The sequence below is a fragment of the Microbacterium sp. PF5 genome (assembly GCF_004794315.1).
GTDB classification, from domain to species: Bacteria; Actinomycetota; Actinomycetes; order Actinomycetales; family Microbacteriaceae; genus Microbacterium; species Microbacterium sufflavum.
Genome location: NZ_SSDQ01000080.1, coordinates 1 through 2549, shown reverse-complemented (window position 1 = coordinate 2549; position 2549 = coordinate 1). Strand labels below are relative to the sequence as shown.

At 74.2% G+C, this 2549-nt stretch carries 3 protein-coding genes; all 3 read right to left on the bottom strand.

What is annotated here, in order from left to right; all coding sequences use genetic code 11:
* Window positions 1–230 precede the first annotated feature (230 nt).
* The gene (locus DW297_RS06235; RefSeq protein WP_206252227.1) at window positions 231–1547 is read right to left on the bottom strand and encodes a sensor histidine kinase; all 1317 of its coding nucleotides are present in this window, start codon (window positions 1545–1547) and stop codon (window positions 231–233) included.
* The gene (locus DW297_RS06230) at window positions 1540–2217 is read right to left on the bottom strand and encodes a response regulator transcription factor (RefSeq protein WP_136030477.1); all 678 of its coding nucleotides are present in this window, start codon (window positions 2215–2217) and stop codon (window positions 1540–1542) included. Before DW297_RS06230 ends, DW297_RS06235 begins: the two co-directional genes overlap by 8 nt.
* A 57-nt stretch (window positions 2218–2274) precedes the next feature.
* Window positions 2275–2549 (bottom strand): putative immunity protein (locus DW297_RS06225; RefSeq protein ID WP_342589023.1); only part of this gene is annotated, 275 nt, incomplete at its 5' end.

Here is a 2549-nt window from a genome sequence, read left to right as displayed (position 1 = left end):
GGGCGCGGTCGGCTCGACCGGAACGGTGGGGGCGTCGGCGGCGGGGGTCGCGTCGGGCTGCGCGGGGGCCGGGCTCTGCGCGGCGGCGGGCTGCTCCGGGGTGCCGGGCTGCTCCGGGGTGGGGTTCTCGGGGGTGGGGTTCTTGTCGTCCATGTCCCGATGGTCTCGCGGGGGCGCTGAAGCCACCCTGAAGCGTCCTGAAGCGCTCTTCAGGAATGCCGTGCGGCGTCTCAGTCCGCGGAGGGCAGGGTCACGACGAACCGCGCCCCGCCCCATCGCGAGTCGTCCACCGTGACGGTGCCGTGCGCCGCGGTCGCGATGCTGCGGGCGATCGCCAGGCCCAGACCGCTGCCGCCCGCATCACGGCTGCGCGCCTCGTCGAGTCGCACGAACCGCTCGAAGATCCGCTCCCGCTCGGCCGCCGGCACGCCCGACCCGTCGTCCTCCACGGTCAGGAACACGTGCTGCTGCACCGTGGTGACCCCGATCGCCAGACGACCGCGGGCGTGGCGGGCGGCGTTGTCGGCGAGGTTGCGCACGAGCTGCGCGAGCAGCCGGGGGTCGCCCGACACCCGGGCGGCGCCGATGCCCGACCCGTCCACGTCGAGCCCCGCCGCGCGCAGGCGTCGCACCTCGGTGAGGGCGATGTCGTCGAGGTCCACCGGCTCCGCGGCACCCGCCACCCCCTCGTCGAGGCGGGCCAGCAGCAGGAGTGACTCGACGATGCCCTGCAGGCGCAGGCCCTCCTCCGACACCACGTCGGCGAGCTCGCGGATGCTCGTGACCTCGGGGTGCGACTGCGCCAGCTCGGCGTGCTGACGGATGGTCGCGAGCGGCGACCGCAGCTCGTGCGAGGCATCGGACACGAAGCGGCGCTGGGCGGTCGCGGCGGCGTCGAGCCGGTCGAGCATGCCGTTCATCGTGGTCGCGAGGGACGCGATCTCGTCGCCCGTGTCGGGCACGGGCACGCGGCGGTCGAGGCGCTCGGCCGTGATGCCGTCGACCTCCGTGCGGATGCGCGAGACCGGACGCAGGGCCCGCCCCGTGACGAGCCAGGTGGTCGCGGCGACGAGCACCAGCAGGGCGGGGACGGCGACGGCCAACAGTGTCGCGACCGTGGCGAGCGTCTCCGCGTCGTCTTCCATCGGCACCGCCAGCACCAGGCTCTCACCGTCGTCGAGGTCGTCCGACACGACCACCATCCGCTCGCCGTCGATCACGAAGCTGCGCGGGTCGTCATGCACGGGCAGCGACCCCGACCCGAGGAGCTCCTGCGCCTCCTCGCTCGCGCGACGCACGGTCCCGTCGCGTCCGATCAGCTGCACGATGTCGTCGTCGAGCAGCTCGGGACCGGGGCGCCCCGGACCCTCGAAGCGCTGCACCAGCTCCTCCAGGCGCTGCTCGGCGGCGCGCTCCCTGGCGCCGTGGATGCTCGCGCTGAGCACGCCGTAGAAGGAGAAGGCGCCGATCAGCAGGGCCACCGCCACGACCACCGTCGCGCCGAGCGTCGTCCGGCCGCGCACCGAACGGAGGAACCGGCTAGCCACCGTCGGCCGCCAGCCGGTAGCCCGCCCCGCGGATGGTCTCGATGGCCGCGCGCCCGAACGGCTTGTCGACCTTGCGCCGCAGATGGCCGACGTACACCTCGACGATGTTCGGGTCGCCGTCGAAGTCGTCGTCCCAGACCCCCGCGATCAGGTCGCGCTTGGAGAGCACCTGGCCGCGGTGCCGCATCAGGTGCTCGAGCACCGCGAACTCCCTGGCCGTGAGGCTGATCGGCGTGTCGCCGCGCCATACGTGATGCGCCGCGGGATCCAGGCGCAGATCCCCGGCCTCCAGCACGGTCGGACGGGCCACGGCCCCGCGGCGCACCAGGGCCCGCAGCCGTGCGACCAGGATCGCGAACGAGAACGGCTTCGTGACGTAGTCGTCGGCGCCGGTCTCGAGCGCCTCGACCTGATCCCACTCCCCGTCCTTCGCGGTGAGCATGAGCACGGGTGTCCAGTTCTCCTCCGCCCGCAGCGCCTCGCACACCTTCCAGCCGCTCATGCCGGGCATCATCAGGTCGAGCACGATCGCGTCGTACCGCGTCTCCCGTGCCCGCCACAGTCCGTCGACCCCGTTGTGTGCCACGTCGACCGCGAAGCCCTCGGCCTCCAGCCCCCGACGCACGCCCTCCGCCAGGCGCACCTCGTCGTCCACCACCAGGATCCGCATCACCCCAGTGTGGCGGCTCGACGCTGAATCGCCGCTGAAGCGCGGCGTGCAGCGGGGTCAGGCGAGTGCGGCCTGCACCCGCCGGATCACCGCGCCGAGGTCGCCCGCGGCCAGCAGCCCGGGGCCGAGCGGTCCGGCGGTGTCGGTGCCGAGGAGGGGCAGGGAGCGCAGGGCCGAAGCTGCGGCGGGGGAGAGGAGGGCGAGCTGCTGCGTCACCTCCCGGTCGCGGGCGCGGGGGTCGTCGGGATGCGCGAGCCCCACGGCGACCGCGGCATACGCGGCCGCCCCGAGTGCATGCGCTCCGATGTGCGCCACCCCCGCGGCCTGGGCGG

Excerpts from the sequence above, each read along its gene's own strand:
- DW297_RS06230 (WP_136030477.1), bottom strand. The coding sequence starts at position 2,217 with ATGCGGATCCTGGTGGTGGACGACGAGGTGCGCCTGGCGGAGGGCGTG.